The organism is Novosphingobium kalidii, assembly GCF_040534015.1.
GTDB lineage: Bacteria > Pseudomonadota > Alphaproteobacteria > Sphingomonadales > Sphingomonadaceae > Novosphingobium > Novosphingobium kalidii.
Window position 1 is genome coordinate 18,161 of record NZ_JBEWLY010000013.1, and the last position, 23,382, is coordinate 41,542.

Consider the following 23,382-nt stretch of genomic DNA (forward strand, 5'->3'; position numbering starts at 1 on the left):
GCCGATGGCGTTTCGCTGCACAGGAATGCTCCACATCGGATCGGGCCGGCTTGTGTCGCGATGCGAGGCGTGGAAGGCGTGGAGCTGGTGCTCTTCTTACAGCCCGACAGGGCTACGCGTGCAGGCCGCCGTTGATGCTGATGACTTGTCCCGTTATTTTCTGAGCGCCTTCACCGCACAGGAAGACGGCTAAGGGCGCGATATCCTTTGCGCTCGGCAGTCCAAGGCTTGCGCGGCTTGCGGCCTTTGCCATGCGTTCCGAACCCATTCTGCCGGCGCTTTCGCTGCCTTCGACGAAGCTTGGCGAGATGCAGTGCGCGCGCACGCCGTGGCGTGCAGCCTCGAGCGCGAAATTGCGAATGAAACCTATGGCAGCGGCGCGCGCCGCGCCGATGAGCGTCTGGCGAGGGGCGGCGAAGACTCCGGCGTCCGAGGCGAAGGAGATGAGGGTGCCACCGTCCTGGACGAGGTGGGGGTAAGCGGCGTGTGCCAGCCGCTCCAGCCAGCCGACGGACTGATCCAGAAAGGCGCCAAAAGCGTTGGGCTCAGTCTCAGCGAACAGTCCGGTGATGCCAACGGGACCGCATGCTGTGCAGTCGATCACGGCATCGATTCGCCCGAACTGCTCAGCCACTTCGGCGACCAGCGCTTGCGCGGCATCGCCCTCGCGGATGTCGGCGACGAAGCCTTCGACGGGGCCGGTTACGCCAAGCTGCGATGCCAGCGCATTCACTTTGTCGGCGCAGCGCCCGTGAATCGCCACCGTCCAGCCTTGCGTTTGCGCTTCGCGGGCAATGGCCGAGCCGATGGAGCCGCTGCCACCGGCGATCAGCATGACCTTGCCCTTGTCCGCCGTCATTAATCGTCGTCGTAGGCCTGCGCGAGCGCGTCGTCCGCGAGGTCCGAGAAGCGCGTGATTCGCGCCTCGAAGCGCAGGCGCACCTTGCCGGTCGCGCCGTGGCGCTGCTTGGCGACGATCAGTTCGGACAGGCCGGTGATCTGCTCCATCTTCTCGCGCCAGGCCTGCCATTTGGTGTGAACATCCGGCGGATCGCTGTCAGTCGGTTCCTTCGGCTCGGTCGCCATCGCGTAGTAGTCTTCGCGATAAACGAACCAGACCATGTCGGCGTCCTGCTCGATCGAGCCGGATTCGCGCAAGTCGGACAGCATCGGTCGCTTGTCCTCGCGCTGCTCCACTGCACGCGAGAGCTGCGACAGCGCGATCACGGGAACCTGCAGTTCCTTCGCCAAAGTCTTAAGGCCGCGGCTGATTTCCGAGATTTCGTTGACGCGGTTGTCGGTGGCACGCCCGGAACCCTGCAGCAGCTGCAGGTAGTCGACCACGACGAGCCCGATATCGTGCCGCCGCTTGAGCCGCCGCGCGCGTGTGCGCAGTGCCGCGATCGTCAGCGCCGGGGTATCGTCGATGTACAGCGGCAGCTCGGCGAGCCGCTGGCTGGCGAAGGAGAGCCGTTGGAAGTCGTCACGGCTGATCTTGCCCATGCGCAGCGCTTCCGAGCTGATGCCCGACTGTTCCGCCAGGATGCGCGTGGCCAGCTGGTCCGCGCTCATTTCCAGGCTGAAGAACACGGTTGCCGCGCCGACGGACTGGTCCAGTGGGATACCATCCTCGATGTCGCGCCGTAGACGGTCGGCTGCGTTAAACGCGATGTTGGTGGCGAGCGAGGTCTTCCCCATACCGGGGCGTCCCGCCAAGATGATGAGGTCCGAATCGTGCAGGCCGCCGATCTTGGAGTTCACCGAATTGAGGCCGGTCGTCTTGCCGGAAATGTGGCCGCCAGAGTTGAACGCCTTCTCGATCGCGCCGATGGCAGTGCGAGTGGCCGTGCTGAAGCTCTGCGCCTCGTTGCCCGTCGCGGCACCCTCGGCCACTTTGTAGAGCGCAGCCTCCGCCTGTTCGATCTGCTCGAGCGGCTCCACCGAATCGGAGGTGTCCATCGCCGATTCGACGAGATTGCGTCCCACCGAGACCAGTTCGCGCAGCAGTGCGAGGTCATAGATCTGTTCGGCCAGTTCTCGCGGAGCAAGCAGACCTTGTCCGTTGGCGGTCAGGCGAGCGAGGTAAGCGACCCCGCCCAGGGCCTTCAGCGCCTCGTCGGCTTCGAAGTAAGGCCGCAAGGTGATGGGGGTAACGACCGCCTTGCGATCGAGCAGGTGCAGGACCCGCTCATAGATTCGGGTGTGCACCGGCTCGAAGAAATGCAGCGGCGTGAGCGGCGTCTGCAGTTCTTCAATCACACGGTTGTCGATCAGCACTGCGCCGAGAAACGCGGCCTCCGCCTCGACGTTGGACGGAAGGGTGCGCACCGCCGGCGCTTCTGCATCGCGGATCAAGAGAGCTTGTTGGACCATGAGCCCCTGATTTTGCTCCGCCGCAGGCACTACGGCAAGCACCAGCTTGCGGCATATTAATCCACAGCTTGTGGATCGATCGCCGTGCCCCGCGCCTGTCCCACCCACACCCGGTGGGTTGGACACACTGTCTCAAAAGCGTAAGGCGCCGCGATCATGCCGGAACAGCGCATCTCTCATATCGAGCTCGACGAGGCGACCATCCTCTGGCGCAACGACGATATCGAACAGGAGCGCCGTATCGCCATCTTCGACTTGATCGAGGATAATAAGTTCAAGCCGCTGCGCGCTTTCACTGCGGGGCATCACGGGCCCTACCGGCTGCGCCTCTCGGTGCGCGACGGGCGGCTCTCCATGGAGGTGGCAGATGAGAGCGGCCAGCATCTCGAATCGTTGATCCTTGGAATGGCCCGTTTTCGACGGTCTATCCGGTCCTACTTCGGAATCTGCGAAAGCTATTTTCAAGCGGTGCGCAAGGCCAGCGCGCAGGAGATCGAAACCATCGACATGGCGCGCCGCGGCATTCACAACGAAGCGGCTGAGATGCTGCTGGAGCGGCTGGAGGGCAAAGTAGAGACAGACTTCGCCACCGCCCGGCGTCTGTTCACATTGATCTGCGTCCTGCACATCAAGGGCTAGGGCAGCACATGGCACGCAAGGCAAAGAAACGCCTCGGCACCCGCACGCGCATCAGGATCCTGGGAGCGTTGCTGCTAGTGGTGCTGATCGGCGGGGGCTGGGCATGGTGGCACCTCCACCACTGGATTCCGTTGCGCGAAGAGTTTCCGATGCAGGGTGTGGAAGTCGGTGCGGCAGACGGTCCTGTCAGCTTCGCATCCCTCAAGGCGATCGGCGCCGACTTCGCCTATATCGACGCCAGCGTCAGCGTGTTTGCGCGTGATCCTCGGTTTGTCGCGAATTTCGAGAATGCGCGCGCCGCCGGCATGCAGGTGGGGGCGGTCCATCGCTATGACCCCTGTCAGCCCGCTGGACAGCAGGCGGCCAATTTCGTGACGACCGTGCCGCGTGACCCAGCGCTCTTGCCGCCGGCTATTGAACTCGACATGCTCGCCGATACCTGTCCGATCAAAGTCACGGATGCCAAAGTCGAAAGCGAGCTGATGACGTTCCTCAACCAAGTGGAGACGCATACGGGCAAGCCGACCGTGCTCAAGATCACGGAGCCCTTCGAGGAGCGCTATCGCATCGCCCGCAAGCTCGACCGCAATCTGTGGCTCGTCTCGGAACGTGTGCAGCCGGATTATGCCGGCCGCCCGTGGACCCTGTGGACTGCGAACACGGCCCTCGCCAACGAAGTCTCGGATCAGGGGCTGCGTTGGGTGGTAGTGCAACCATGAGCGGCGGGCCTGAAGATGCTCGGCGCGATGAACTGCTTGCAACCGCGCGGGCTGCTGCTGGCGGTGCTTATGCTCCTTACTCGAACTTCCATGTGGGCGCGGCGCTGCTTTTTGCCGATGGTTCGGTGGTGACCGGCGCCAACGTCGAGAACGCCAGCTACGGTCTCTCGCTCTGCGCCGAAACCGTCGCCGTCGCAAAAGTGCTGAGCGAGCACCAAAGCGGCGGCCTGGTGGCGGTTGCCGTCACCGGAGGCGCGCCGGGTGCGGCCGGAAAGGGCACGACCGTCACGCCATGTGGACGTTGCCGCCAAGTGCTGAACGAAGTAGCGCAGCTCGGAGGCACCGACCCCGTTATCTGGTGCGATGGAGTGGAGCCGGTTGAGACTACGCTCTCTGCCTTGCTGCCGCATGCCTTCGGGCCGGCCAACCTGAAGTAGGAGGCTGCTTGCAGTAATCGGTCGCAGGGCGCCGGGTGGCGATTGCGGCTCAACCGCATCAGGGCTAGCGCGACTGGCGATGGACACCGACAGCTATCGGCCCGCATCCGGGTACCAGCCAGGCTCTCCCCGAGAGCGGCTGATCTCGTCCGTTCTGTCGATCGGCATCATCCTGATCGTGGTGCTGGCGATAATCTTCCAGGCGGTCGTCTCGCCGGAGCGATCGCAGAGCAAGCGTCCGGTCACCTTCAACGTCGCTGCCGAAGATTCCGACAAGGCGGCGCGCAGTAGCCAGGCACGCCCGAAGGCTCCACGTGCAGCCAATCGCGCGCAGGAGCAGTCGAGTTCTCGCCCCAAACCGCCGGTGACGGTGCAGAAGCAGATCGCAGCGCCCGAGACAGAAGAAGACATCCCGGGGTTCATCAAGATGTCTCGTGCCGATCTCGCCGCGTCGGACATAAGCCGGATGAAGGAGCCGGCTAGCGGTTCCGACACGAACGGGCATGGCAACGATGCAAGTACCGCTTATGGGCCCGGTGAAGGACCGGGAGGCGTCAGGCTCTACGAGGCGGACTGGTATCGCAAACCTACGGATGCGGAACTTGCCACGTACATGCCTCAGAGCGGCGCGATCTCCGGCTGGGGGCTGATCGCGTGCCAGACGGTCGAGCGTTATGGCGTCGAGAACTGCCAGATTCTTGGGGAGTCGCCCCGTGGGTCCGGGTTCGGACGTGCCGTGCAGAATGCGGCGTGGCAGTTCAAGGTGCTCCCGCCGCGGATCGACAACAAGCCGCAAATCGGGGCCTGGGTCCGCATCCGTATCGACTACAGAGTTCGTGAAGCCGGTTGATAGGCGAGGTTCAAATTGCCGAAGATGCGGCCGTTTTGCGCCACCTCGCCCTTGGGTCGACGTACCGGAGCCATCGTCCGATTGGCTTTTCGACGATCAGGTGGACGGCAATCGCGGCAATGACGCTGGCGCCGATTGCGCTGGCTATGCTGAGAGCTGGCATGTCCGACCCCACAAGCCTGCCGACGATCAGGCCCGTTGCCGCAACCAGGTACATGTGGACGAGGTAAAGGCTATACGACGCATCGCCCAGAAGGAGTCCAAACCGCCAATCCGGCAAAAGCCGCTCCGAGCAAAGGCCAAGCAGGACGAGCGATGCCGCTGCCAAGGCGAATGTCGCGTCCGTAAAAGGGCTGAGCGGCGCAGTTTGCGGCGCGTTCAAGGCAAGCGCTATGAATACCGCGGCGGATCCGAGCCAGATCGGCGCCAGCCGCGCATCGCAAGCCAGGAAGGATTGGCGTTGGTATAGCAGTCCAACACCCATGCCGACGCAGAAGGTCAGGAGCAGGGGCGCAGTCAGGAACAGGGGAATCGCGGACTCGAATGGGACGACGGCTCCCGCGATCACGAGCAGCACGAACAAAAGCGTGACTAACAGCACTCTGCTTCGGGCACTCAGAAAGGCTAGCGAAGCGAAAGCTAGATAAAAGAACATCTCATAGTTGAGAGTCCAGCCCAGCTTCATCAATGGAACAATCTCTCCATTCTCTCGTGCGTAGGGAATAAAGAAGAGAGACTTAATCAGCTGGTCCCACGAAAACGTGGTGTTCTTCAGGAGTGTCGGGGCGAAAATTGCAAGAAATGAGACTCCGAACGTGACCAGCCAGTATAGCGGTGCGATACGTTCGATACGCCGACGCAGGAACTTTCCGGGAGCGAATGCACCTGTGCCCGTGGTGTAGATCATGATGAAGCCGCTGATCACGAAGAACAGCAGCACTCCGAACGAGCCTAATCGCTGATACGTCGCCTCCGCATGAGCAAGCGGATGCAGCAGCGCATGCGCCACGACGACCAACAGCGCGGCCGTGGCGCGCAAGTACTGGATGGACCGAATCTTCATTGCCCCGCCCCTCCGTTGCACGTCACGTGCATCGCCATAGAAGGTGGGAAAGTCCAGTAAGAACGCGTAGTTCGGTTACGTGCTGGTGGTACGACTGTCCGCCGATCCCGCTTCCAGCCACTCCAGCAATGCGCCCAGGCAATCGCGGCCGAGCTGCGCGGAGCGTTCCGGGCTCCAGGCCTGGTGCGCATCCGCTGCGGGGTTGTGGTCCTTGAACGGCATCTCCAGCGTCATTGATACACAGCCGCGTGCGACGAACCGCTCGGCGAGCTGGTTGGTCGACATGGCGAGGTTGCCCTTCCCGGCCGGGGTGATGGGATAGCCGAGCGCAGTCTGGAAATCGGGCGTTCGCCTCTCCAGGATCTGGGCGAAGCTCCGGAAACCCTCGCTCTGCTGCGGCTTGAGCGAGGGGATACCCTCGAACCCTGCAAGGAAGACGGCCGGGATCGCCTCATCCCCGTGGATGTCCATGGCAAAGTCGACGCCGCTCTCATCCATGGCATTGCGCAACGCGAGAACTTCCGGCGAGCGCTCGGCCGTGGGATTTTCCCATTCGCGATTGAGGTTCACGCCAGCGGCATTGGTGCGCAAGTGCCCACGCGCGGACCCATCGGGGTTCAGGTTGGGAATCAGGTGCAAGCGGCAGCGACTGCGCAATTCGCGTGCCGTGGAGTTTGCGGGATCAGCCAGCATCGCCAAGGCCCCCTCCATCCACCACTCGGCCATCGATTCGCCGGGGTGCTGGCGCGCGTAGAGCCAGACCTGCACCGGTCCTTCTCCGCTCTCAAGGCAGTCTATCGGCTGCCCATCTAGCGTGGCGCCGAGACACCGGTAGTCAAATCCGGGTGTACTGGCGATTCGCGCGACAAGGTCATGGTGGCGCTCCATCGAGTAGGGCGCGAAGTAGGCGAACCAGGCGATGTCGCTTGTCGGTGTGTAGCGGATGGTGAGAGTGCCGCCTTCGGCGCGTTCGTCCCAGCTGGTCTCGGCGCGTCCCCAGTACTGGCGGTCTTCCGACACACAGGCCCGGTATCCGGACCAGCCCATCGGATAGGCCGAGCCATTGAGCCCGGTGATACGCAGGACCAAGGTGCGGCCGCTTCCGCCCGAAACGCGGAAGTGGAACCACTGGAAGAAGCTCGATTCGCGATCGGGGCGAATTGCAAGGCGCGCTTCATCGCCTTCAATCGAAAGAACCTGGATGTTACCGGAATCGAAAGCGGAGGAGATCTGGATAGCCGTCATTCCACGGTGATAGTTTCGCCGGACCGTCCGGGGAAGTCCTTGAACAGCGCCTCCGCCATCTTCGCGGCGCCCAGGGAAGTCTGCGCAAGCGGTGAGTTCGCCTTCACCGCAAACGCGGCGCGGCCTTCCCAAAGGCTGCGGCCGGTGGCGCGATCACGAATCATGACGCTCATGCGCGTCTCGACTTGCTCGGGCGGCGGGCCAGACAAGTTGATCCCGAGCCCAAGCCCCACGCCTGAACCGAAACTGCCGGTGCTGCCGCCAACCCCCACCGAAACCGGGCTTCCGGATCGTTGCGGCACCAGCGTATCACGCTCGACGCTGAGTATCGCCACTTGCGAGCCGGCCAGCGAGTCGGGAGGTGTCTCGGAATAGCCAAGTCGCGCCAGCTCGCGGGCGACGGCGGCGGCGTAAGTACGAAACTCGATGCTGGCGCCATCTTCGCCGGGCGCCGGCTCAACCTGGATCGCGCCGCGGCCCAGCATCGTGGTATCCGGCAAGTGGAAGCGCGTAACTTCGACAGGTCCCACGGGCGTGGCGCAGCCGGCGAGCACCGCACAAGCGGCGAGCGCTGCGCCGGGCAGCAGCATGCGGGCAAAGGGCTTCATTGCATCGTCTCCCTGGGACCCGTGGATTGTCCCTGATCTTAAAGGAATTTGTGCTTTTACGAGCGGCGATGCAAGGGGAGTGCCATGCGTGCGGGTGCCAGCGGGCGCTGCGCTTGGCTTGACTTCGCGGCGTACTCCCACTAACGGCGCGGCTTCGATTTTCCGGCGGTCGGAACCGCCACGAACCGAATCACGGAAAGAACTGCCATGAAGATCCGCAACAGCCTGAAGTCGCTGAAGGACCGCCACCGGGATAACCGCGTTATCCGTCGTCGCGGCCGGACGTATGTGATCAACAAGACCAACCGCCGCTTCAAGGCGCGCCAGGGCTAATCTTCGCGCGTCCTCCTGCGGGAGGATGCCGACATGACCGGCGGGTATGAAGCACCGCATGGGGCCCCCGCCAACGCGGGGGCTCTTGTTTTGTCCGGTACAGGCGGCAGCGGCGGAGAGGATGCTCTGGTTGAAGCAGTGGTTTTCGACGTCGGGCGCGTGCTTGTCCGTTGGGATTTGCGCTGCCTGTATCGCAAGCTGATCGACGATCCCGCGCGGCTGGAATGGTTCTGTACCACCGTCGTCACTGAGGACTGGCATTTCCAGCACGACGCCGGACGTGATCTCGACGAGATGGTCGCGGAGCGAAAACGTGCCTTTCCGGACTGCGACGATCTGATCGACGCTTACGCGACTCGCTTCCTGGAGACGATACCCGGCCCTGTGGAGGGGACGCACGAGATCGTGCGCCGGCTCGCTTCTCGCGGGGTGCCGCTTTACGCGATCACCAACTTCGCCAGCGTGTTCTGGCGGCAGTTCGAACCCACGGATACCATCTTCGCGCAGTTCCGCGACATTGTGGTTTCCGGCGACGAGAAGATCGCCAAGCCGGACAACCGCATTTTCGAGCTGGCTGCGGAGCGATTCGGCCGCGCGCCGCAGACCATGCTCTTCATCGACGACAACGCAGCCAATATCACTGCGGCGAGCGCACTGGGTTGGCAGGTGCACCATTTCGCGGGAGCTGCCGCTTTGGAGGAGGATCTCGCAAGCAAAGGGCTGTTCGGTCCTGTGGTGAGCTAACCATCGGCGGCGACCCTTGGCCTAAGCTTGAGAAAGCGCGCGCCACCCCTTTCTTTCGCACTCGCAGCATAACCCGCTTGGCAATTCGTGATCGGTGTTGCATCACTTTGTCAAACGGGAGTCACGATGAGTTCTGCGAGCCGGTCACTCTACGACGAAATGCTCCATGAGGACGGCTCGATACGTCCCGCTTACGCTGATTACTGCGAGTGGTACGATAGTCAGGACAGGGCCTGGCTGCGCCGGCAGGACGCGGAGGCAGAACGCTTCTTTCGCCGCATTGGCATCACCTTCAACGTCTATGGGGATGATGCCGGCGAAGAGCGGCTGATCCCCTTCGATATGCTTCCGCGGATTATCACCGCGAAGGAGTGGCGCACGTTGGCGCGCGGGATCGAGCAACGCGTCAGAGCGATAAACGCCTTCCTGCAGGACCTGTACCACCGTCAGGAGATCATCAAGGCGGGGCGCCTGCCGATCCATCTCCTGCGCGAGAACGATGCCTTCCTCACGCAGATGATAGGGTTCACCCCGCCGGGAGGCGTTTACACTCACATCGTCGGCATCGATCTTGTGCGCACTGGAGCGGACGAGTTCCTGGTGCTGGAGGACAATGCCCGAACGCCCTCGGGGGTCTCGTACATGCTCGAGAATCGCGAGACGATGATGGCGATGTTCCCGGAGCTGTTCACCAAGGTGCCGGTCCGCCCGGTCTCGGATTATCCGCGCCGGCTTGCTCGTTCGCTGCGGGCCTGTGCTCCGGCTTGCGCGGGCCCGCGTCCGTCGGTGGCGGTACTCACGCCAGGTATCTATAACTCTGCTTATTTCGAACATGCCTTCCTGGCGGACCAGATGGGCGCGGAATTGGTGGAAGGCAGCGACCTGCGAGTCTGCCAGGGGCGCGTGCAGATGCGCACGACCGAAGGTTACAAGCCTGTCGACGTGATTTACCGCCGTGTCGACGACAACTACCTTGATCCACTCAGCTTCAACCCCGACAGCGTGCTGGGGATCGCCGGGATCATGGACGTGTACCGTGCAGGCGGTGTGACCATCGCCAACGCACCTGGCACCGGCATAGCCGACGACAAGGCAATCTACAGCTTCATGCCCGAGATCGTGGAGTTTTACACCGGCGAGAAGCCGATCCTTAAAAACGTGCCGACGTGGCGGTGCAGTGAACCCGACGCGCTGCGATATGTGCTCGACAATTTGTCCGAGCTTGTGGTCAAGGAAGTCCATGGTTCCGGCGGCTATGGCATGCTGATCGGACCGACATCGTCGAAGAAGGAACTCGCCCGGTTCCAGGCGAAGCTGCGCGCCAAACCAGAGAACTACATCGCCCAGCCCACGCTTTCGCTTTCCACCGTTCCTATTTTCACCCGCGAGGGTCTGGCGCCTCGGCACGTGGACTTGCGACCCTTTGTGCTGGTTTCACCTGACGGCATCGACATCACTCCGGGCGGCCTCACGCGCGTGGCGCTCAAGAAGGGATCACTGGTGGTGAATTCATCGCAGGGCGGCGGAACCAAGGACACTTGGGTGCTCGACGAATGAGGGGTGCTCGCTGATGCTCGGGCGGGCCGCCAACGGCGTTTACTGGATGGCACGGTATCTTGAGCGTGCGGAGAACACTGCGCGGCTCATCGACGTCGGCTTCCACCTCGCGCTCACGCGCGGCAGCCGCGCCTCACAGGAAGAGGAATGGCGGTCGGTCCTGACCACCACCGGGCAGGAAGCCGGGTTCGTCGCCCATCACCACGAGCTGTCGGGGCCGCTGGTGTTCAACTATCTGCTGCGCGACCGCGAGAACGTCGGCAGCGTGCTACAGATGGTGGAAGCGGCGCGAACCAACGCGCGAGTAGTGCGAACGAGCATCACCAACGAGGTTTGGGAAGCCGTCAACGAAACCTGGATGGTCATGCGCGAGTTGCTGGCGCGTCCGGTACGCGAGACGAACCTCGGTGAGGTGCTCACCACCATTCGGCGCCAGGCGGCACTCGTTCGCGGGGCCATGGAAGGGTCGATGCTGCGCAACGAGGTGTTCAACTTCTCGCGCATCGGCACTTTCATCGAGCGCGCCGACAACACCGCCCGGATTCTGGACGTCAAATACTATGTGCTGCTCCCCTCCGTCGCCTGGGTAGGGTCCAGTCTCGACAATGTGCAATGGGACACGCTGTTGCGATCGGTCGCGGGGAACCGCGCCTACTCGTGGCTTAATGCTGGAACGATGGACCCGCGCGAAATCGCTTGCTTTCTGATTCTGGACAGCCGCTTCCCACGAAGCCTTGCATTCTGCTTCGACAAACTGGGCAGCAACATGGCGGGTCTCGCGAGGCAGTACGGCGGCGAAACCCGCGCGCATCAGTTGCTGCGCGATGCGGGATCGCGGCTGCACGACTTGAGCATCGAGCAGATTTTCGAGAGTGGTCTGCACGAGTTCCTGCAGGACTACATCGGCAGGACATACCGCATTGGCGAGGCAATCGCCGCGGACTACGGCTTCATCACTTAGGAAACGGACTAAGCGTGCTCCTCAATATCGTACACGAGACTCGCTATTCCTTTACCCAGGGCGTTACCCACGGGCTTCAGCGATTGCGGCTCCGACCCAAATCGTCGCATGGCCAGACCGTAGTCGAGTGGACCACCCAGCTTGAGGGTGCGGTGCACGAGGCTGAATACGACGATCAAAATCGCAACCGGGTCGAACTGGTTTCCATCGAACCCGGCGCCCGTGAAGTGGTCGTGACGTGCCGTGGCACGGTTCATACCGCCGACAACAACGGGATAGTAGGCGACCAGGCGGGGCACATGCCGCTGTGGTGTTTTCTGCGCCCCACGCCGTTGACCCGCGCAGGCCTTAAGGTGCGTGCGCTGGTCGCCCGCGTCGACGCAGATCGAACCGACAGGCTGACCTACCTCCACAAGCTGAGCCATGCCGTGCGCGAAGCGATCGATTACGTTCCGGGAGTCACCGACGTGAATACGTCCGCGGAGCAGGCCTTGGCGGTCGGGCGCGGCGTGTGCCAGGATCACGCGCATGTGTTCATAAGCGCTGGTCGCCTGGTGGACATTCCCACCCGTTACGTCGGCGGCTACCTGAAAATGGATGGTCAGATCGAACAGGAGGCGGGGCATGGTTGGGCGGAGGCCTACGTGCCCGATCTGGGGTGGGTCGGTTTCGACGTGTCTAACGCGATCTCTCCGGACGAACGTTATGTTCGCGTTGCAACGGGGTGCGATTATAGTGAGGCGGCACCGGTAACGGGAATTGCCACGGGAGCAGGGGAAAGCCGCCTGTCCGTGCATGTCTCGGTGGAGGAAAGTCAGGCAGGTCAGCAGCAGCAAGCGCAAGACCAGCCTCCAGGCGAACAACAGCAGTCGCAAGGCGGCTGACTCCGGCCAGGTGCCGCAGGGGGCGTCAAGCCCGAAGTGATGAAGGATTCTACGAGATCATGACCTATTGCGTCGGCATGATGCTGGATCGCGGGTTGGTGCTGATGAGCGACACCCGCACCAACTCTGGCGTCGACAACATCTCGGTGTTCCGCAAGATGTTTCATTGGTCTGTGCCCGGAGAGCGGATCGTCGCGGTGCTGACCGCCGGCAATCTCGCCACGACGCAGTCGGTCGTGAGCCAACTGGAGGAGCGAAACAAAGCGCCTTCGGAGCGGCAGAACTCCCTGCTGGAAGCGCCTACGATGTTCCAGGTGGCCACGGTCGTCGGCGATGTGCTGCGTGACACGATCGCCTCGCGCGCCTCTAACAATGGACAGGCTGCAGCGAGCACGTTTTCCGCTTCGATGATCGTCGCCGGCCAGATCGAGGGCATGGAGCCGCGGTTGTTCCTGGTTTATCCGGAAGGGAACTTCATCGAGGCCAGCTTCGACACACCCTTCTTTCAGATCGGCGAGACCAAGTACGGCCGTCCCATCCTGATCCGTGGCTATGACCGGGACATGAGCTTCGAAAGCGCGGTAAAGCTGCTTATGCTGTCTTTCGACTCGACACTGAAGGCGAACTTGTCCGTAGGACTTCCGCTGGACCTGTTAGTGATCGAGCGCGATGGACTAGAGCCTCTGCACGAGCGCCGGATAGACGGCGGGAACCGCTACTTTCAAACCGTATCCGCAGGCTGGGGGGAAGCGCTGAAAAAAGCTTTCCTGTCGCTTCCGGAGTACGCGTTCGACGAGCAGGCGCGCAGCCCCTCCCAGTAGCGCCCTCAGTCGTTGAACGCCCGCGCCATCTGGTCCCGGAACGGCTTGGTGAGATAGGAAAGCATAGAGCGCGAGCCGGTCGAGACGAAGACCTCGGCAGGCATGCCGGCTTTCAATTGCAAACGCTCGCGTTTGATCTCGCTCTGATCCAGCTGCACCTGAATGCGATAGAAGCTCATACCTTGGGCGGAGTCCTCCGTACGCTCAGCCGATACGAAAGTGACTCGTCCGGCAATCTCTGGCGTGGTCTGGCCATTGAAAGCTGAAAGCCGCACGCGAACATCTTGCCCGATGTTGACGCGATCCACGTCTGTGGGGCTGATCGCGGCTTCGACGATCATGCGATCGCGGTCGGGAACGATCTCCATGATCGTATCGGTCGGAGGGATCACGCCACCGATCGTGGCTACGGCAAGCTTGTCGATCACGCCATCGTAGGGCGCCTTGATCAGGCTGCGAGAATACTGATCGCCCGCGCTGGCGCTCCGGACGCGCTGCTCATTGAGCGCCGCGGTGACTTGTGCCAGCTCCGCCCCGGCGTCCGAGCGGGCGTTTTGGTCCAGCGAAATGGCTTGTTCGTTGGTTTCGGAAATGCGGGCGCGGGTCTCGGCAATTCGGGCTTGCAGGGCGCCGATGGAGCCGTCCATATCCACAGCAGTTCGCTCAAGCTCATTGCGCCGGCTGATGGTCACCAGACCGCGCTCCCAAAGCTGCCGAACGCCTTCGCGCTCGGGCTCAATAAGCGCCTTCTGCTTGCCCAGCGCGGCAATCTGCGCCTGGAACCCTGCGATCTGCTCGCGCAGCTGGCGGGTCCGCTCGTGCAATTGTCCGCGCTGGCCTGTCCGGCTGGTGGCGCGAAGGCCGAACAAACGGCGTTCAGTGGCCATGGCATCCTGCGCCGAAGGGTCGGTGCGAGACGCGAGTTCAGGCGGAAATGTTATCGCGCCCAGGCCTTGGGTCTCGGCCTGGAGCCGCGCTTGGTGGGCGAGCAATTGATCCACTGACCGAGCAGAGAGATCGGCGCTGACTTCAGACACACTCGTGTCGAGCCGTATCAGCAACTGGCCGGCCTTGACCCTGTCTCCGTCGCGCACGTGAATCTCGGCGACAATGCCTCCCGTGGGATGCGAGATGCGCTTCACCTCGGTTTCCGCTCCGAGTCGGCCCTGGCCCACGACAGAGCCGCCGATCGGAACCAACACCGCGGCCAAGCCAAGTCCGAGAAAGAGGACGGCGAGAGCCAGCAAGGCAATGGAGCGAGTCCGCCGCAGCGAGCGTTCAATTTCGCCATCCTGCATGAAACCGGCAGGCGCGTTCATGACAAGAGTATTCATGCCGCCACCGCTTCGAACTGAGGCTCGCCCGTTCGCGACTCGACGGGTGTGGGCGCAGAGGCGATCGTCAGCTTTTTGAGGACGTCCGCCTTCGGTCCGTAGTCCGTGACGCGCCCGCCTTGCATGACTGCGACCAGATTGGCGCGATTGAGCGCGCTGGGCCGGTGGGCAATGACAACCACGACGCCGCCGCGATCGCGTACGTTGGCGATCGCCCGATCGAGAGCGGCTTCGCCCTCTCCGTCGAGGTTGGAGTTCGGCTCGTCGAGCGCGACGAAGAACGGATCGCCGTAGAGCGCTCTTGCCAGGCCGACGCGTTGCCGCTGGCCGGCCGAGAGTTGTGCGCCCTCGCTGCCAACCGATGTGTCGTAGCCCTGAGGCAGCGATACGATCAGGTCGTGCACGCCGGCAGCTTGCGCAGCTGCCACGATCTTGCCTGAGTCATGCTCGATTGCGAAACGCGAGATGTTCTGCGCAATCGTGCCTTCCATCAGCTCGACGCTTTGAGGAAGGTAGCCGATGTAGCTCCCCAGGGTGTCAGAGGGGTACTGGTCGATCGCCGCGCCATCGAACCGTACCTTGCCGCGAACGGCGGGCCATGCCCCGACCAGCGCCCGCACCAGCGATGTTTTGCCCGAGCCGCTTGGACCCACGACACCCAGCACGTCGCCCGCCTGCAGCTTTATGCCGGTCACGTGCGCGATGGCCGTCTGCGAACCCGGTGGTGCGACTACGAGGTCTTCGATTGTGATGCTATTGCGGGGTTGCGGGATGACCGTCTGTACCTCCGGCTGTTCGGGAAGGCGCCCCAGCAGCGTCGAAAGCCGCGTCCAACTGTCACGAGCGGCTGCGAAGGGTCTCCAGCTCGCGATGATCTGATCGATAGGGGAAAGCGCCCTCGCGGAGATGACGGAGCTTGCGAATATGACTCCGCCCGTCGCCTCGCCGCTGATCACCAGCAAGGCGCCGACGGTGAGGACGAGAGATTGCAGTAGCATCCGGAACACGCGACTCGCGCCAGTGAGCGCTCCACTATTCCGGGATAGGGCATCATGCGCCTTCAGGTGCGCGTCATTGGCGAGCAGGAGCCGGTCAAGGCTGCGCCGCTCCATTCCCAAGGCGCGCAGCAGTTCCACGTGGCGCCACCGTTCCTCCGCGACTGCATTGCGTTCGACAGCGGTACGGGCGAGTTCCGCGGAAGGCTGCTTGCTGCGGACGTGCGCGAGATACGTCAGCCCCACCATGACCAGGCCGCCAGCCAGAGCAGTAAGGGCCAGCCAGCAATGCAAAAGTCCGAGTACCAGGAGAAAGAAGAGGGCCCACGGCAAGTCCATGAAGGCAGCTGGGCCGGGACTGGCAAGGAAAGCCCGGATGCTATCCGCATCGCGCATTGCTGAGCGGGCCACTTTCGCCTGTGAAGGGTCGCGCGCCAGGGCCTGAAACGCAGAATCATGCACGCGCGCAGCGATGCGGGCATCGAATGCTGCTCCGATGTCGGAAAGCATGCGCGAGCGCAGCACGTCGAAGATGCCCTGAAACGCGTAGATCGCCCCGACCATGAGCAGGAGGCCGACCAGCGTGGGAATGCTCTGGCTCGGCAGAACCGAGTCATAGATCATCATCATGTAAAGCGAGCCGCCGAGTTGCAGCACGTTGAGCACAGCCGTCATCGCGGCTGTCATCACCAAGGCGTTGCGAGTCCGCAGGAGCGTCTGACGCAGGTACGTGTTCTGTCGCAAGCTTGCCAAACTCCAAGGCAACGGACGAGCTGCACTCCGGGGAGTGGATTCGTCGTCGAGGAGTTTGCTATGCCTCGGAAAATCCAAATCTTTTCCTAATGACAGGCCACATAGGTATTTGCCCTTAGTGCAGGCAAGCCGCGGGCCCGGAGCCGCCTCGGCGACATCCCATGGCTGTGGCTTTGGAAAAAGTTAACCATTGGCTTTAAAGTCATCGCAATTCCGGCACGGCACAACGGGGGTCAGAGCCGGAGTAGTGCCATGTACATTCAGCGCAAAACTGACGTCGAGAGCTTTGAGGAACATCGCGGCGTTCACGTCCCCAGCGGTCCTGCCGAAGTGGAGAAACTTGGCTCGATCGCGTCCGACGACTCGCATGCTCGCGCGCTTCAGTACCGCCTGACGGAAGCCTTCAGCGAAACGCCTGAAGACGAAAAGTTGCCGATCCGGCAGCGCGTGGCGGTTATTGCCGGCGCGACGAGCGCTTTGTGGCTGATGATCGGCGCGGCAGTCTACGCCGTTATCTAAGTCACCGGCCCGGTCTCTTGCAGACGGCAGGCTAAGGTTTCTTCGGCTTCGCTGATGAGGTTGCCGAGCTGCCGTTCTGCGGCCCCGATATGCAGGGGTACGTCTCTTTCAACGCCACCACGATGACCGATGCCGCTTGGCCGGAGCGGTTGGTGGGATAGGCAGTGACATACGTCAGAAACGACCTGCGGAGTTCGCTTTGCGCCACGCCCACGGGGGCGCAGAACTCTTTCACTCCCAACCAGACTTCATATGCCCGCATCGCGTCATGAACCGCGGCAATGTAGGCAAAGCAGTACGATATGTCCGCAGGAGCGCCCGCTACAGAGCAGCGATCGGCCAGTTCGCCTGCCGTAAGGTAGCCAAGCTCACTGGTGGAGGTCGGCTTGGTCGGCGGTGGCGGACTCTGCACGGGTTGGGCGACTGCGAGCAAGGCTGCGAGGAGCAACGTGGTGAATCCTTATCTATTGTGCTGGACAGCGACGACCGAGGCGAGTGATCAAGCGGACCCGAAAGCCGTCGCTCAGGCGGCCTGATCCTCACCCTGGCCGAATTCACTGGTGATGATTTCGCGCTGCTCCCCTTCCAGGTAGAGGGCGGTCAGTACGCCAGTACGATAAGCGCCGGTATCTATTCCGATGCGGTAGGGGCGCATCTCCACATCTGTCGAGATGCTATGGCCATGTACCACTACAGCTTCGTGCCGGGTCACGTCATCGTGCAGAAATTCGTCACGGATCCACAGCAGGTCGGCTCGCTTCTGCCGCTTCAGGGCAACACCTGGCCTGACGCCTGCATGGCAGAATAGATAGTCGCCTGAGCGGGCCGTCAGCGGCAATGCGCGTATCCAGGAGATCCACTCCGATGGAATGACGCGCCGAATCTTCTCGATAGCCTCGCGGGGATCCTCGTTACGGTCGGGCGGTTCGATGCCGAAGCTGCGAAGCGTCGCATCGCCGCCAATGCGCATCCACGCGCGCATCATGCCCGGCTCACCGTCTAGGGCGCGGAGCATGAGTTCCTCGTGATTGCCCATGAGGACGATCACTTTCTTCGTCTCTTGCTGCAAGCGATAGAGGGAACCGATGACCTTTGCCGAATCCGGACCGCGATCGATGAGATCTCCCAGCAGAATGATGTGCGTAGCACGGGCACTTGGCAGAGCCTGAACGTGGGTTTCGATACGTCCAAGCAAATCCTGTAGCTGACCGTAGCAGCCATGGATATCGCCAACGGCGTAGATCCTCTCGCCAGGAGCCGTCGCATGTGCCGTGGCGCGGCCTCTACCGAAATTGAAAACCATCTAGTACTCCGACTCGACCCGACTGCAGCGTGGAAGGAACTCGGCGCGATCGAGCGCGTCACCACCTCTCCTCCAACATCCGGCGCTGCAGGGAAGGGAGGGAGATCCGAGTCACGATTGCTGCAGTGCAGCGATATTTCACATTGTGACGTAAAGCGCCAGCCACCGCAAGCGGCCATTAGGCAAGTAGCTGTTGTCCCACCAGCGGCCCTGGCAAGGGTCCGGGCAAGTTGCGGCGCAAGAGGTTGGTACACCGCTTTCCGTCGAAATACTCACACGATTTTCGCCCAGTCCTCCATCTATTGTCTGCAGTCTTAAGGACCGGGATTGTTGCCGTATTGCCAACTGCCTCGCTTCTCTTCCTGACTACAGGTGTGACATTTTGAATACAGCGCCCAATCGCTAACACGAATTTGCCCGCTAGTTTCGATCTGGCACGCCTGCGTGCATGGCTTCTTGTGTCCGTCCGTAAAACTCCTTAGAGCCATCTGGACCAAGTTTAATCCAAGGTGGGGTCTATCGTGATACAACGGTTCGTGCTTGCAGTGCTGCTGAGCATCTTGGCGACTGCCTGCGCTCCGTCCGTCTCGGGCGGCCTTGTCGATTCGGGCGATCGCTACGCTTTGCAGGCCGCCGACGAGGGGGAGTACCGACTGGGCGTCGGTGATCAGGTCAAGCTCACAGTATTCAATGAGCCGACTCTCTCGGGCGAATTCAGCGTGGCTGCAAATGGATCGATGTCCATTCCGTTGGTCGGCGATATTCCGGCGATGAACATGACGACCGATGAAATCGGGAAGGCGGTTCAGACCAAACTCGCCGACGGATATCTGCGTGAACCGCGAGTTAGTGTCGAAGTGGTGAAGTTCCGCCCCTTCTTCATTCTGGGCGAAGTTAAGGCGCCGGGTCAGTACCCCTACGCCAACGGATTGACTGTTTTGAACGCCGTCGCGACGGCCGAAGGCTTTACGCCGCGGGCGCAGCGGAAGGTGGCTTATATTCGCCGGGCGGGATCGTCCGTGGAAGAGGCGTACAGTCTCACGCCGGACCTGCGGGTCTATCCTGGCGACACGGTTCGCGTCGGCGAGCGCTACTTTTAAGCAATAAGATGAGAGGGGCGGACGTGAAACAACAGGGAAAGCGTCGAATGGCAATGTGGATACGTTACGGCGTCGTGGGCGCGCTTGGGCTCGCCGGGGCAGGTATGGCGGTTGCCCAGCAGGCAGGCCTGCAGCCGCCGGAGTTGCGTGCAGCGCCAGTGGTCGACGAGGCGCAGGTTCAAGCCATCGCTGTTCGCTTGGCTGCCGCAATCAATGCGGAAATCGCAAGGATGCCCGCGGACTCGTCGGTTGAGGACTACGAGGCCGCGATGATCTTCATCCTCGTCCAAGATGAAAATCCGCTGGATTCGATGCTTGTCGCGTTGGACATCGTAGAGGCGCGGCCGAACTTGTCCCCCGTTGTGAAGCAGGCGATCGACAACGTTCGAGCCATATTGTTGCGGCGGTTCCGCAGAGGTACGTCGGCCCTTCTGCAGGGCGGCGGCTTCAGTAATGCTGGCTTTGGCGCCTTCGGCGGAGCGATCGTGGGGATCGGCGGCGGCGGCGGTGGTGGTGGGTCCAACTACACACAGTAAGTGGACGGCCGTGTCCAAATTGTCTGACGCGTTGGCGCCAATTCAATGGCGCATCGTGTACATGAGGGAACTGCGCAATTGAAACAGGCACTTCTAGGCCTCGGGCTGCTCGCTTCCGGCCTCTCTTCGTGGCCGCAGGCGGCGCTCGCGCAATCCGAAAGCTTGCTCCTGGAGCCGAGCCTTCCTGCTGATTACGATCGCGGGCGCAATGTCAGTGTCACGGAGCGGGCCAGGCCGGACTACGACCCCTTGGGGCTTCACGTCGGTTCTTTCCTCGTCTTCCCGCAAATTCAGGCTGGTGCCGGCTACAGCAGCAACATCTACCTGGACGACAGTGGCGAGCGGACCGATGCTCCGTTTGTTTTCCTTTCGCCGTCCGTACGGGCCGTAAGCGATTGGTCTCGCCACCGGGTCCAGTTTCGTGGTTCCGGAACGCTGCGTCGTTTCATCAATGAGTCGGCGCGGAACGAGGACGTGTTTTCGATTGCGGCCGATGGGCGCTACGATGTCAGCTCAGAGGTTGCGGTCAGCGCCGAAGGCCAGTTCGCCCAATTCTTCGAATCGCCGCTGTCGGGGGAAGTGGATCCGGGCGTCTCGGCATTGTCCAACTACCAGCGGGCATCAGCAGGGTTGCGCGCGGAATATCGCGTGGGTCAGATTCGCGCGATAGCAGCAGTCGACCGGGCCGACTTCGATTTCAGCAACATCACTTTGCCCGATGGCACCGTTCGCAGCCAAGCTGATCGTGATCGCACTATTGAGCGCCTGTCGGGCCAGCTGCAGTATGCCTGGACGCCGAGCGCCAGCGTTTACGGACGAGCCTTCTATACCGAGATCGACTACGATCAGGCTTTGGCGAACGGAAACGCGAACCGGGACTCCAAGGGAACCGGGCTGATCGCTGGCTTAAATCTGGACCTGGCCGGATTTCTGCGCGGTATCGTCGGGGTGGGTTACCTCTGGCGTGAGTACCACTCGCCGCTATACCGTGACGTGCAGGGCTTCTCAGCCGAAGCGCGGCTCGAATACTTCCCGAGTGAACTCACGACGGTGACGCTCGCGGGACGTCGTGTGATCGAGGACAGCAACCTAGGTACGAGCAACGCGTACTTCGACACCCGGTTGAGCGCCCGCGTGGATCACGAATTGCTTCGTAACCTTATCCTCTACGGACAGGGTGAGGCGTCATTCCAGAATTTTATCGGCACCACGGACAAGAGCAACGTCTATCGGATCTCGAGCGGAGCTCGGTATCTATCCTCACGTGACGTCGCTCTGGAGCTGGGTGCCGCTTACGGCACGCGGAACTCAAACAGCATCTCGCGAGCGGAGTTCGACGAGTTCAGAGTACAAGCATCCCTGATACTGCAGCGCTAACCAGTCGCCAGGCACGCCAGGCCCCGAATTAGAAGTGTGAAGGTAAGTTCCAATGGAAATCGTGCACACCTCCGACGCACAAGACGGTAGGTTTTCCGATCTTGTCGCCATGGTTACCGACACGCTCCGGCGCCGTTGGCTGACGATGGCGATCGTTTCTGCCGTGATCTTCGCGCTCGGAGTTGCCGGCGTTTTGATGCTCACGCCGCAGTATTCAGCCACCGCGCAGATACGCATCGACCCTTCTCAGAATCCGCTGTCGCGCAATACGCAACAGGAAACGCAGCAGAGCCTCTCGGCAGAGGCGATTGAAACCGAAGTGGCGGTGCTGAGTTCTCTCGACCTCGCGCGCGCCGTGGTACGGCGCCTCAGACTTACGTCGGACCCGGAATTCACGGAAGTTATCGACAGGTCTGCCGAGGCCGCGACGATGAGCACGGCCGATCGTGAAACCGCGATTGCGCGCGAATTGCTGCAGAACCTTTCGGTGGGTCGCGAGAAGCTGTCGTACATCCTTGGCGTTACTTTCCGCTCGGAGGATCCGGAGAAGGCTGCCCTTATCGCTAATGCATTCGCCGAGACATACCTCAGCACCAAGACCGGCTCGCGTGTCGGTACGGCCGAACGTCAGGTGGAATGGTTTAACCAGCGCCTTGCGGCGCTGGGGGAAGAAGTTCGCGCTGCAGACGCCGCACTGGCGCAGTACCGCGCTCGTGCCGGTTTGACCCAGAGCGGGGGAGCAGCAGGTACGACAATTGTCGACCAGCAGGTCGGTCCGCTGTCCAGTCAGCTTGCGACGGCAGAGTCCGAAGCCGCGGCAGCTCGCGCTTCGTTGAATGCCGCACGTAACCAGATCGCGCGTGGCGGCATCGACTCCGTGTCTGAGGTGCGGATGTCTAACGTGATCGCTGACTTGCGTCGGCAGCGGGCGGATATCCTCCGCAATATGGGCGAAGTTCAGGCGCGCTACGGCGAGCGCCACCCCGAGAGCGTTCGCGTTCGCGATCAGCTCGCGGCCGTCGACCAGCAGATTGAAGACGAGGCTCGACGCGTGATCGGCTCGCTGGAAGCGAACGCTACTGCCGCCGACGCGCGCGCCGCAAGCCTGCGAGGCTCCATGAACAGGCTGGAAGGCGAGCAGGCGCAGAATACGCGCAATGCCGTCATTGCCGAAAGCCTTCAGCGCGAGGCAGAAGCCAAGCGGGCTGCTTACGATCGCTTGGCTGCTGCATCGCTCGAGAGCACGCAGGTCGCACAGGATCAGATCTCGCAGGCCGTCATCGTCAGTCGGGCCGAACCCCCGCTGAGTCCGAGCTTCCCGAACAAGCCGCTCTTCATAGCTCTGGCGCTGGTTGTGGCGCTTGCGGCCGGCGCGGGCACAATCGCGGTGCAGGAGATGCTGGTGACCGGGCTTCGCAGCGTCGAGGATGTCGAAACGCAACTCGGCATACCTGTTCTGGCGGCGATCCCGAAGGTTGGGCGCTCGAAGAACCCGGCCGACCTGCTGCTGGAGAAGCCGACCTCGATGTATGCGGAATCTCTGCGCATCGCGAGGGCATCCATACTGGGCGTGCGCACTGCACGTCCTCCTCAGGTGATCGCTCTGACTTCGGCTCTGCCAAGCGAGGGCAAGACCACTACCGCGCTTTCGTTCGCTCGGACTCTGGCCACTAACAACGCCCGCACTCTTCTGCTGGAGTGCGACGTTCGCCGTGCAGCGCTTCGCCCGCTGGTTTCGAACGCAATGGACAAGCCTGGCATCGTTGAGGTGCTGCACGGTGAGGCATCCGTCGCCGAGGCAATCCAGTCCGGTGACGTGCCCGGGCTGGATCACATGCTGGTGCGTGAACAGTACTTCAGCTCTGGGGATCTCTTCGGCGGTGGCGCTATGGAAAAGGTCTTGGCCGAGTTGCGCAGCCAGTATGACCTAATCGTGCTGGATCTGCCGCCGCTTGTCGGCCTGGCCGACGGCCGCTTCCTTGCTGTTCTTGCCGACGTGACTGCTCTGATCATCAAGTGGGACGCGACTCCTGCGCAGGCCGCAGCGTCGGCTCTCGGCTGGCTCAAGGCAGACGGCGCCAATCCGGTCGGCGCGATCTACACCATGGTGGACTCGTCTGCGGAGGCGATCGGCGGGTTGTACTATTCGAAGAAGTATTCCGGATATTACACCCAGGCGGCGTAAAGCGCCCGATGGCGGAGCAGGGCGGGTATTGCACCCGTCCGAGGCT

At 62.2% G+C, this 23,382-nt stretch carries 24 protein-coding genes; 15 read left to right on the forward strand and 9 right to left on the reverse strand.

Features of this window, described 5'->3' with window-relative positions; all coding sequences use genetic code 11:
• Positions 1-112: 112 nt before the first annotated feature.
• Positions 113-859: an SDR family NAD(P)-dependent oxidoreductase gene (locus ABVV53_RS06775; RefSeq protein ID WP_353983634.1), complete on the reverse strand. Its 747-nt coding sequence runs from the start codon at positions 857-859 to the stop codon at positions 113-115.
• Entirely contained in the window at positions 859-2,373 is a 1,515-nt protein-coding gene (locus ABVV53_RS06780) for a replicative DNA helicase (protein ID WP_353983635.1), read from the reverse strand. Before ABVV53_RS06780 ends, ABVV53_RS06775 begins: the two co-directional genes overlap by 1 nt.
• A gap of 156 nt (positions 2,374-2,529) precedes the next feature.
• On the opposite strand from ABVV53_RS06780, the gene ABVV53_RS06785 reads away from it, so the two are divergent.
• From ABVV53_RS06785 to ABVV53_RS06800, 4 genes are all read left to right on the forward strand, one after another.
• Positions 2,530-3,012 (forward strand): UPF0262 family protein, encoded by a 483-nt coding sequence (locus ABVV53_RS06785; protein ID WP_353983636.1) that lies wholly within the window; start codon positions 2,530-2,532, stop codon positions 3,010-3,012.
• A gap of 8 nt (positions 3,013-3,020) precedes the next feature.
• The gene (locus ABVV53_RS06790) at positions 3,021-3,731 is read left to right on the forward strand and encodes a glycoside hydrolase family 25 protein (protein WP_353983637.1); all 711 of its coding nucleotides are present in this window, start codon (positions 3,021-3,023) and stop codon (positions 3,729-3,731) included.
• Positions 3,728-4,168, forward strand: coding sequence for a cytidine deaminase (locus tag ABVV53_RS06795; protein ID WP_353983638.1), 441 nt, complete (start codon positions 3,728-3,730; stop codon positions 4,166-4,168). The genes ABVV53_RS06790 and ABVV53_RS06795 overlap by 4 nt, the downstream gene beginning before the upstream one ends.
• Positions 4,169-4,247: 79 nt before the next feature.
• The gene (locus tag ABVV53_RS06800; protein ID WP_353983639.1) at positions 4,248-5,018 is read left to right on the forward strand and encodes a hypothetical protein; all 771 of its coding nucleotides are present in this window, start codon (positions 4,248-4,250) and stop codon (positions 5,016-5,018) included.
• 10 nt (positions 5,019-5,028) lie between these two features.
• Here the strand turns inward: ABVV53_RS06800 and ABVV53_RS06805 are convergent, their stop codons facing one another.
• From ABVV53_RS06805 to ABVV53_RS06815, 3 genes are all read right to left on the reverse strand, one after another.
• Entirely contained in the window at positions 5,029-6,081 is a 1,053-nt protein-coding gene (locus tag ABVV53_RS06805) for an acyltransferase family protein (protein WP_353983640.1), read from the reverse strand.
• A 75-nt stretch (positions 6,082-6,156) separates the two neighbouring features.
• Positions 6,157-7,326 (reverse strand): M14 family metallopeptidase, encoded by a 1,170-nt coding sequence (locus tag ABVV53_RS06810; protein ID WP_353983641.1) that lies wholly within the window; start codon positions 7,324-7,326, stop codon positions 6,157-6,159.
• Positions 7,323-7,934 carry a DUF4136 domain-containing protein gene (locus ABVV53_RS06815; RefSeq protein WP_353983642.1) on the reverse strand — a complete coding sequence of 204 codons (612 nt, stop codon included), beginning with the start codon at positions 7,932-7,934 and terminating at the stop codon, positions 7,323-7,325. Before ABVV53_RS06815 ends, ABVV53_RS06810 begins: the two co-directional genes overlap by 4 nt.
• 207 nt (positions 7,935-8,141) lie before the next feature.
• Between ABVV53_RS06815 and ykgO the strand changes: the two genes are divergently transcribed.
• The 6 genes from ykgO (at position 8,142) to ABVV53_RS06845 (ending at position 13,234) form a co-directional block, all read left to right on the forward strand.
• Positions 8,142-8,267 carry a type B 50S ribosomal protein L36 gene (gene ykgO / locus ABVV53_RS06820; protein WP_003046794.1) on the forward strand — a complete coding sequence of 42 codons (126 nt, stop codon included), beginning with the start codon at positions 8,142-8,144 and terminating at the stop codon, positions 8,265-8,267.
• A gap of 33 nt (positions 8,268-8,300) precedes the next feature.
• Positions 8,301-9,011 (forward strand): HAD family hydrolase, encoded by a 711-nt coding sequence (locus ABVV53_RS06825; protein WP_353983643.1) that lies wholly within the window; start codon positions 8,301-8,303, stop codon positions 9,009-9,011.
• Between the two features lie 126 nt (positions 9,012-9,137).
• Entirely contained in the window at positions 9,138-10,568 is a 1,431-nt protein-coding gene (locus ABVV53_RS06830) for a circularly permuted type 2 ATP-grasp protein (RefSeq protein ID WP_353983644.1), read from the forward strand.
• Between the two features lie 13 nt (positions 10,569-10,581).
• The gene (locus ABVV53_RS06835; protein ID WP_353983645.1) at positions 10,582-11,529 is read left to right on the forward strand and encodes an alpha-E domain-containing protein; all 948 of its coding nucleotides are present in this window, start codon (positions 10,582-10,584) and stop codon (positions 11,527-11,529) included.
• Positions 11,530-11,543: 14 nt separating this feature from the next.
• The gene (locus tag ABVV53_RS06840; protein WP_353983646.1) at positions 11,544-12,413 is read left to right on the forward strand and encodes a transglutaminase family protein; all 870 of its coding nucleotides are present in this window, start codon (positions 11,544-11,546) and stop codon (positions 12,411-12,413) included.
• A 59-nt stretch (positions 12,414-12,472) separates the two neighbouring features.
• Positions 12,473-13,234 (forward strand): proteasome-type protease, encoded by a 762-nt coding sequence (locus ABVV53_RS06845; RefSeq protein WP_353983647.1) that lies wholly within the window; start codon positions 12,473-12,475, stop codon positions 13,232-13,234.
• 5 nt (positions 13,235-13,239) lie between these two features.
• On the opposite strand, the gene ABVV53_RS06850 is transcribed toward ABVV53_RS06845, so the two are convergent.
• Both ABVV53_RS06850 and ABVV53_RS06855 read right to left on the reverse strand, forming a co-directional pair.
• On the reverse strand, positions 13,240-14,568 hold the full coding sequence (locus ABVV53_RS06850) for an HlyD family type I secretion periplasmic adaptor subunit (protein ID WP_353983648.1): 1,329 nt from the start codon (positions 14,566-14,568) through the stop codon (positions 13,240-13,242).
• The gene (locus ABVV53_RS06855; RefSeq protein WP_353983649.1) at positions 14,565-16,307 is read right to left on the reverse strand and encodes a type I secretion system permease/ATPase; all 1,743 of its coding nucleotides are present in this window, start codon (positions 16,305-16,307) and stop codon (positions 14,565-14,567) included. Before ABVV53_RS06855 ends, ABVV53_RS06850 begins: the two co-directional genes overlap by 4 nt.
• 261 nt (positions 16,308-16,568) lie before the next feature.
• Here ABVV53_RS06855 and ABVV53_RS06860 point away from each other — a divergent pair, with 261 nt between their 5' ends.
• Positions 16,569-16,835: a hypothetical protein gene (locus tag ABVV53_RS06860; RefSeq protein WP_353983650.1), complete on the forward strand. Its 267-nt coding sequence runs from the start codon at positions 16,569-16,571 to the stop codon at positions 16,833-16,835.
• A 31-nt stretch (positions 16,836-16,866) separates the two neighbouring features.
• Here the strand turns inward: ABVV53_RS06860 and ABVV53_RS06865 are convergent, their stop codons facing one another.
• Positions 16,867-17,283, reverse strand: coding sequence for a Rap1a/Tai family immunity protein (locus ABVV53_RS06865; protein ID WP_353983651.1), 417 nt, complete (start codon positions 17,281-17,283; stop codon positions 16,867-16,869).
• Positions 17,284-17,358: 75 nt separating this feature from the next.
• Positions 17,359-18,138: a metallophosphoesterase family protein gene (locus ABVV53_RS06870; protein ID WP_353983652.1), complete on the reverse strand. Its 780-nt coding sequence runs from the start codon at positions 18,136-18,138 to the stop codon at positions 17,359-17,361.
• 521 nt (positions 18,139-18,659) lie between these two features.
• Here ABVV53_RS06870 and ABVV53_RS06875 point away from each other — a divergent pair.
• The 4 genes from ABVV53_RS06875 (at position 18,660) to ABVV53_RS06890 (ending at position 23,336) form a co-directional block, all read left to right on the forward strand.
• Positions 18,660-19,238 carry a polysaccharide biosynthesis/export family protein gene (locus ABVV53_RS06875; protein ID WP_353983653.1) on the forward strand — a complete coding sequence of 193 codons (579 nt, stop codon included), beginning with the start codon at positions 18,660-18,662 and terminating at the stop codon, positions 19,236-19,238.
• Positions 19,239-19,285: 47 nt separating this feature from the next.
• Entirely contained in the window at positions 19,286-19,774 is a 489-nt protein-coding gene (locus ABVV53_RS06880) for a hypothetical protein (protein WP_353983654.1), read from the forward strand.
• Positions 19,775-19,852: 78 nt separating this feature from the next.
• On the forward strand, positions 19,853-21,151 hold the full coding sequence (locus tag ABVV53_RS06885; protein ID WP_353983655.1) for an outer membrane beta-barrel protein: 1,299 nt from the start codon (positions 19,853-19,855) through the stop codon (positions 21,149-21,151).
• Between the two features lie 52 nt (positions 21,152-21,203).
• Positions 21,204-23,336 carry a GumC family protein gene (locus tag ABVV53_RS06890; protein ID WP_353983656.1) on the forward strand — a complete coding sequence of 711 codons (2,133 nt, stop codon included), beginning with the start codon at positions 21,204-21,206 and terminating at the stop codon, positions 23,334-23,336.
• The last annotated feature ends 46 nt before the right edge of the window (positions 23,337-23,382 follow it).